Annotated in this window: 5 protein-coding genes; 3 read left to right on the top strand and 2 right to left on the bottom strand. The window is 35.6% G+C overall.

The features are described from left to right. A partial coding sequence (locus tag AABE15_RS04900; protein WP_338330167.1) for a glycerol dehydrogenase occupies positions 1-1114 on the top strand: 1114 nt, incomplete at its 5' end. Between the two features lie 663 nt (positions 1115-1777). On the opposite strand, the gene AABE15_RS04895 is transcribed toward AABE15_RS04900, so the two are convergent. After that, entirely contained in the window at positions 1778-3742 is a 1965-nt protein-coding gene (locus tag AABE15_RS04895) for a beta-L-arabinofuranosidase domain-containing protein (RefSeq protein ID WP_338330166.1), read from the bottom strand. 19 nt (positions 3743-3761) lie between these two features. Further along, complete coding sequence (locus tag AABE15_RS04890; protein ID WP_338330165.1) at positions 3762-5156, bottom strand: MFS transporter; 1395 nt, start codon at positions 5154-5156, stop codon at positions 3762-3764. Between the two features lie 239 nt (positions 5157-5395). Here AABE15_RS04890 and AABE15_RS04885 point away from each other — a divergent pair, with 239 nt between their 5' ends. Next, positions 5396-6193, top strand: coding sequence for an AraC family transcriptional regulator (locus AABE15_RS04885; RefSeq protein ID WP_338330164.1), 798 nt, complete (start codon positions 5396-5398; stop codon positions 6191-6193). 393 nt (positions 6194-6586) lie between these two features. Beyond that, entirely contained in the window at positions 6587-7621 is a 1035-nt protein-coding gene (locus AABE15_RS04880; RefSeq protein ID WP_338330163.1) for an aminotransferase class V-fold PLP-dependent enzyme, read from the top strand. Positions 7622-8218: the final 597 nt, after the last annotated feature.

Genomic DNA, 8218 nt, shown 5'->3' with positions numbered 1-8218 from the left:
GATTAGGGAGAGGCTAATTGTTAAATTTATATATTCATCTCCTAAAAAATATGTTCAAGCCGTGGGCGCTATAAAGGAATTAGGAGAATACATCGCTGAACTTGGACACTCTGTTTTTGTCGTTGCAGATAATCGGGTATGGGATATTGTTGAGGGATCGGTAAGCACCACATTAAAACAGTCGCGTATTGAATTTAAATACGAATGTTTTAAGGGAGAGAGTTCTGATAATGAAATTCGACGTTTGGCTGAATTGGCACGAACCTATAAAACCTTTACTGTAATGGGATTAGGCGGTGGAAAAACTTTGGATACGGTAAAAGCGGTGGCAGATGAATTAAAACAACCGGTTATTATAGTCCCTACTATAGCTTCAACAGATGCCCCTTGTAGCGCTCTATCGGTAATTTACAGTGAGGAGGGTGTGTTCGAAAAATACAGATTTTATAACAGAAATCCCGACTTGGTGTTGATTGATCCTGAGATTTGCGTCAAAGCACCGGTACGTTTGTTTGCTTCTGGTATAGCTGATGGATTGGCCACACATATTGAAGCGATGGCTGTAAAAAGAACCCATTCTAAGTCTATGGTAGGTGGATCTCCCACTATTGCAGCGATGGCTATTGCAAAAGCCTGCGAAAAAACCCTGCTAACCTGGGGTAAAAGTGCTTACGAAGCGGTAGCAAGTCATGTGGTTACACCAGCCGTAGAGGCCGTTATTGAAGCCAATACGCTTCTTTCAGGGTTAGGGTTTGAAAACGCTGGATTGGCAGGCGCTCATGCTATTCATAATGGCTTTACAGCAATTAGTGGTGAAATTCATCATTTAACGCATGGGGAGAAAGTCGCTTATGGCACCTTGACACAACTTATACTTGAGCAGCGACCCGATGAAGTAATGGCTAAATATATTCGCTTTTATCGTTCTATAAAAATGCCTACAACTTTAAAGGAATTGCATCTTGAAAGTGTGTCGTGGCACGATTTGGTAAAAATTGGAAATCTTGCGAATAGCCATAATGATACGTTAAAGAATCTTAATGCCAATCTTAATGGCCAAGATGTGGCGTACGCAATTCTTGCGGTAGACGCATTAAGTCGTACCCTTATTTAATTTTAAAATTCATCTACTATTCCGTTACCCTTGTCGTTTTTGTTTCATTCTTTATTGCGTTGAAAATGTTTTAATGCTGAAGGGAAGTCTAATTTTACCATATTGGTATAGATTTTTTGAATGATCGCTATGTTTAAAATTAATAAAACAGTGTGAAATATATACTGGCTGTTAATCCAATTGATATCGTATTGATGGATCGGATCCTTCTGCCTTTACCAATAAAAAAAGATCCTACACAATCTGGGAAAAGAAAAAACTAAAGATTCATATTCTTTAGTGATGTTTTTTCTATAGCTTTGTTAAGACAGTTTTTTATTACTAATATTTTTAGTAGTAGGCTTTTCTATAGATAATATGGTTAAAGTTCCTAAAGCAATTTACAAAACGTATAAATATGTTCTTTAATTTTAATGCATTGCAACTTGTTTTTAAAGCTCCGATAAATGCAGCTCCTCTCTAAGTACCTGTCTTAACCCCGTTAATAAAACCTTATTGCTTTTTGATAAAATTATTAAGAACTACCCTGAAGCGGTAATAATAAAATCCAAAAAACCATAGATTGAACGTACCTTGTTAAAAATGAAAATTTTTTAAGCTTTATAGAACTGCAAAATGTCTATACATCCATCTTTAAATCTGTTTTTATAATAAAATTTTGATTTATTCTTCATTAATCCAAATACGCGTCTCTCCAATATCGCGATTTGCCCAACTGAACCAAGGAATAAACGTAAGTTTCTGAGGATGTTTGGCTGTTGGTAAGTGATCATAATGGTATAAAGCTGACTGTTCTGGATTGTTCTGCGTATAGCGATAGCCTTCAGCTTCGATTAAAATTTGGTGTTCAAATAGACCTTGCCCTTTAATGACATTCATCTTGCTTGTTTGGGGCAAGGTTAAATTGTGTAACTCTACACCATTATCCATTTCTTCCAAGCAATATATTAAAGGACCTCGTTGCAAAGCAACTTTACGCGCTAATTGACGTACCAGAGAATTTGCGTAAACTTTACGAATAGGCATGGAAAGATTTAAAGTAAGGCAGTCTCCCTTTTGCCATTTATGAGAAATATGCAAATATCCTTTGTTGATAGCTCCGTTACTTAATTTGTGATTGAGGTGTAATTGTGTGCTGTCGCACCAGTCTGGCACACGAAGGGCTAGCGTATGGAAAATAGGAGTTGATGAAAGAACAGTCATTTTTATACGTCCGCTCCAAGGATAATTGCCCTGAATGCGAAGAATTAATTTTTGTTTTCCTATCGGTATTTCAACTGTATTTCCAATATAAAGATGAATGTAAAGCGCATCGGGTTTTAAAGTATAAATATAATAACCGATAGCGCTGATTAATCTGGCAATATTAGGTGGGCAACAGGCACATCCGAACCAACGTTGTCGTGTTGGTTTGACATGATCATACATATGATTAAAGGGCAACGTTTTGGGATGAACTTCTAACGGATTTACATAAAAAAAGTGTTTGCCATCTAGTGCCATTCCTCCCAATACGGTGTTATAAAGCGCGCGTTCCATAATATCCGCATAGTGGCTATCGCACTCCATCTCTAACATTCGCCGTGCAAACATTATCAATCCTACCGAAGCACAACTTTCTGCATAAGCGGTATCGCTTGGTAAATCATAGTCTGAACTAAACGATTCGCCCCAGCTCTGAGACCCTATTGCGCCGGTAATAAATAGCTGTTTTTGAACCATATTCTCCCAAAGACGTAGGCAAGTCTGACGTTTTGCTTCGTCTTTATTTAGTCGCGCGAGGTGGGCTGTTCCCGTCAATAAATATACAAATCGTACCGCATGGCCGACAGCCCTCTGTTGTTCTGACAGAGGTACGTGTGCTTGACTGTAAGCTTTGTTTTTAATCATCCATGCTGGACCGTGAGCGTTTGAATGAAATTTTTCATCTCGCTTTTTATATTCAAGGTCATAAAAATGGGGAAGGGTGCCACGTTGCTCTATGAAATAGTTGGCTAAATTCATATAGCAACGGTTTTCTGTAACTTCGTATAGACGTATTAGTGCCAATTCTATTTCTGGATGCCCTGGGTAGCCATGAAGTTGATCTTCTTTTGGACCAAAAAGGCGATGAATATGATCCGCTAAACGGCATACAACGTCTAGTAATCTACGTTTCCCTGTCGCTTGGAAAAAAGCAACCCCTGCCTCTATCATATGCCCTGCACAGTAAAGTTCATGGCATTCAGCCAGATTAGTCCATCGTTCTTTAGGACATTTGACGGTAAAATAAGTATTTAAATACCCATCTTCACATTGCGCTGCAGCGATAAGTTCAATAACTTCCTCTGCGATTTTTAGGAGTGCCTCATCGTGCTTTTCACATAGAGAATATGCAACCGCTTCAATCCATTTGGCTACATCGCTATCCTGAAAAACCATTCCATAGAATTTTCCTTGCACTTGGCCTGCAGCGATACGGAAATTTTCGATGGCATGACTTGCTTCGGCTTCTGGAATACGGTCGTTCAAAGCTTCCCACTGATAGGGAATGACAATATCCCTAATCAGTTGTTGGTATTGCCTAAAAAACGGATCTTCAATAGTTAGCTGCGTTAAATCTACTTCCATACTTGAAGAATGAATCATAATGGTTCTCATATTGTTATCAGAGATGGCGTTGACGAAGATTTTGCGATATACGTGACAACATAGAATTGTCCAATCGACACCATCGAACTGAAATTGCTAATAATAAGTGAAAAAAGGCAGGCAAAAGGCTTTCGAAAGCTTTAATTCCATGTAGGGAAAGAGAAGTCTGGTTTTTGTATCCAGGATGATAGGAGACTGGAATAAAAACACCACTAATAAGTACAGCACTGGATGCCCAAGCCAGTTTTATACAAAATAAATTGAATGCAAAATTCATTCCTGAGGAACGAATTCCTGTTTTCCATTCCCCGTAATCATCTGCAAAAGCCATTAGGGCAAAATGAAGCGGTAAAGTAAAACCTAAGATAATATTGTTAGCCAAAATAATCATCAACCATATGTTTTGTAATGTAAGTCCAGTAGGAATAAACCACATTCCAATAGCCAAAACCGCTAAAACCAAATTGGTGTAATAATAGAGCTGTACGGTATCGAAACGTCGAGAAAGAGGATTTATAATAATAGCGCCCAGAATGGAAGCAAACGTCACCGTGGCAAAAAATAAAGTTGTATAGGCAGTATTGCCATGCATTGAATAAAGAATGAAATACATGTATCCACCGCCTCGAATATTAAAGACATTGATTAATAAAAATGACATCAATAGCATAAGCAACAATTGATCATTTTTACGGAGTGCCTTTAGATGATCTTTCAAAGAAAATTTCCCCATAAGATTAAGAGGAATTCGTTCGCGTACCAAAGAGAAACAGCATAAAAACATAAGAGTGGCTATGATACATAATAAGCCGACACCTATTTGATAACCTTGTGCAGGATTTCCAGGAACTGTTTTTTGGACTGACCAAGGCAATCCAACAGAAACAATAAATCCTGCAATCCCGCACAAGATAAAGCGCCAAGATTGACAAGAAACTACTTCTTGGTGACGGCTGGTCATTGCATTAATTAACGCACAATAAGGTACATTAATCGCGGTATAACTGATAGAAAGCATGAAATATGTTGCAAAAGCCCAAAGAATCTTAACGTTTATCGTAGTGTTTGGTACCGTAAAGGTTAAAAAGCCAACAACACCAATCGGTACAGCAATCCATAGTTGCCAAGGTCGAAAGCGTCCCCAGCGACTTTGAGTGCGATCGACAATAGCTCCCATAACAGGATCAGAGATGGCGTCAAAAATTCGTATTATCATGAATAAGGTTCCGACAGTGGTCGGCGTTAGTCCAAATACATCCGTGTAGTAAAAGGTTAAAAAACTTGTAATTAAACAGGTAATAACCGTACCGCCAGCATCTCCTAGACCATATCCAATTTTTTCTAGGACGGTAAGTTTGTTGTTAACTATGGGCTTAGTAACGATTTTATTAAAAAGAGGAATAGAAGTCATGAACGACTCTTCAAAATTAAAATCTTATGAAAATTGAATATTTTTTTAATTACAAGCTGTTACAAAATACCATTTTAATTTGTAGGGAGACTGCAAATTTAACAAGAGAAGAAAAAAGTATAAAATAGTCGTGATTCCGACTTATAACGTTGTTGTGAATATAAGTATTTAAAATAACCTAATTCCTAATTTGTATGTAGAATAATCACGAAAAGAACAAAAACAGGAATCTACTTTTTATGTTAAATTTGAACATAAAATTACCAATTAGAGTGCAAAATGGGGGTTTATTTATTTCACGAGGAGTAGGCAGTCATCCTAAGCGCAGGCTTAATTCTTGGGAGCTGGTTTTTGTGGAAAGTGGTAAACTAGCCATTCAGGAAGAAAACGTACGTTTTGACATTGGCGTAGGGGAAAGTTTGTTATTATGGCCTCAACGTTGGCACACAGGAATTGGAAAGTTTTCGTCCGATTTGAAATTTTATTGGATTCATTTTGAACTTCAAAGTGATCAAATTGTTGATCGACAATTTTCTGAATCCACTTTATCATTTCCTCAGTATAAAAAAGTTTCGAATTTTCAATACATGCTTTCATTGTTTAGACAATTTTTAGCTGAACAGGAAAATATTGCTCATCAATATTTAAATAATCAAAACCAAACAAAACGAAGCCGATCCCTTGAATTTATTTTATTATTGATTTTTCAACATTTAGACACAGACAATTATAAAACCGTTTCAGATTCTTTTTTAAGTGCTGCATTAGCTTGGAAAGCTCGTCAATTAATCTTGACACAATATCATTTAAACCTTTCTACGTCAAAATTAGCCCAGCAACTTAAATGCAATGCTGATTATTTGGGACGTATTTATCATCGAACTTTTCATATAACCATTACAGAGGCTATACGACATCAGCGTTTGATAAAGGCACAAAAATTGTTGTTGTCCAAATATTATTCAATTTGTGAAGTTGCATTGCAATGTGGTTTTGGTGACGTTGGGTATTTCCGCCAAGTTTTTCAAAAAAAATAGGCGTTACCCCTTGCAAATGGCGTCATCGTTATATTATGGAGCATATAAATTCGGATTGATTTTAAAAAAATTTTTGTATGTACAACGTAGATAATAATAAATAATTAATGGTTTGTGAAATCAACTGCAATTTGTATGGCATTGCTAGCAAGTTTAATAATTAAAAAACAGTTTAAAAATAAAATCCATACTGGTTCAGTGAGTAGAAAATTTGATTTTAGATTATGATTAAAAAAAATAGAAAGGGATTTATTGGAAGGGAATGGAGGGATTTAAAGTAACAATCTGTAACGATATATTTATTAACTTTTTGATTTATATAATACGTTTTATAGGAATTAAATAGTTAAAATTATCCAACGGTTTTAAGTAACATAACGTAAAGAAATCATTATGACAAAATTTAGCAATGACTATCAAACAGGATGCCATCCAGATATTCTAAAAAAAATAATTGAAACTAATTTGGAAATCACAGCAGGTTATGGTCTTGATTCATATTGTGATCAAGCAAAGAAACGCATAAAGCAAGCAATTAAAAACGATGACGCAGATATTCATTTCTTAGTTGGCGGCACGCAAACAAATGCTACGGTTATTGACAGTATGTTACGGCCGTATCAAGGGGTAATTGCTGCTCATTCGGGGCATATTGCTGTGCATGAAACGGGTGCTATTGAGGCGACTGGACATAAAGTTTTGACTTTACCCACTGGGGATGGAATATGTTATGCAGAACAAATACAAAATTTTATGGAAAATTATTATATAAAAAGTACATTTAAAGAACATATCGTGCAACCAGCTATGGTTTATATTTCACATCCTAGTGAGTTGGGTATACTGTATAGTAAAAAAGAATTACAGGCGATTTCTAGGGTTTGCCGTCGTTATCAGCTTTTTCTTTTTATCGATGGTGCGCGATTAGGTTATGCTCTCAATCGAGAAATATGCGATATAGAGTTAACCGATTTAGCAGAACTTACAGATGTATTTTATATCGGTGGCACGAAGTGCGGGGCACTTTTTGGTGAGGCCGTTGTAATTGTGAACAAAGCTTTACAATCTAATTTTCGTGCAATGATAAAACAACATGGGGGGCTTCTTGCCAAAGGTCGACTGCTTGGTATTCAATTTAGTACGTTATTTGAAAATAATCTTTATCAAAAAATTTGCCAGAATGCAGTGCGTTACGCTTTGGATATACGTGCGGCGTTTGAACAAAAAAAGATTCGTTTTTTTGGACGATCTGGTACTAATCAGCAGTTTCCTATTTTAACTCCTAAGCACGCTGATTTTTTCGCTAAGCATTTTGGTTTTGTTTATTGGGATTCTCTTGAACAATTGCATGTTATGCGTTATTGCACAAATTGGTCAACAAAACAAAATGAGGTTGAAACGTTATTAGAGGCTATTGAAATGCTTTAAGGTCCTTATTAAAGAAAAACAATCGCTTCAATAGTATTTTATATCATAATATATGCAATATAAGATTGCTTTGTTTAACCTTTATAAAGAATTGGATATTTTATTATGATCCATCTATGTCTTTGAAATTTTATATGGTTTAAAAGGAAAATATCAGTTTTCGTCAAAACGTGAGTATAGGTGTTGATGGTAATAAAAAATCAAAAAAGTGTTTTCAAAACAGCAAAATTACTAATGTTAAGCCAAGTGGATAAATGCAATAAAAATTATACAACCAGCCAGTAACTCTATTAATAAAGTATTAGTTAAAAAGCAGTTTTTTGATTTATGATTGGAACTATAAAAAACATATAGATTTAAAAACTCCGTCGGTGATTTTATATAAAACCGTTTATGAGTTTTTATTTGCTCAATGTAGAAAATATTTGTTAGCTTAACGAGGATTGAACATTAATTTATTAGTGTTCTAATTTGTAATTCCAAGTTTATAGAATTAATTTTAGTGTTATAGAGTAGTAGAAAAGTTCTTGAGCGATTAAAACTATTTATTATAGTTTTAAATGGTTATTTAAGTTTATGATCTTAGGACTATTATAG

The sequence above is a fragment of the Commensalibacter sp. Nvir genome (genome assembly GCF_963921845.1).
Taxonomy (GTDB): Bacteria; Pseudomonadota; Alphaproteobacteria; order Acetobacterales; family Acetobacteraceae; genus Commensalibacter.
The sequence above is the reverse complement of the archived record's forward strand: the minus strand, read 5'-3'. Positions and strand labels throughout refer to the sequence as shown.

Bases quoted from the DNA above. Each gene is read 5' to 3' on its own strand.
- AABE15_RS04895 (WP_338330166.1), bottom strand. From the start codon at position 3,742: ATGATTCATTCTTCAAGTATGGAAGTAGATTTAACGCAGCTAACTATT.
- AABE15_RS04890 (WP_338330165.1), bottom strand. From the start codon at position 5,156: ATGACTTCTATTCCTCTTTTTAATAAAATCGTTACTAAGCCCATAGTT.
- AABE15_RS04885 (WP_338330164.1), top strand. From the start codon at position 5,396: ATGTTAAATTTGAACATAAAATTACCAATTAGAGTGCAAAATGGGGGT.
- AABE15_RS04880 (WP_338330163.1), top strand. From the start codon at position 6,587: ATGACAAAATTTAGCAATGACTATCAAACAGGATGCCATCCAGATATT.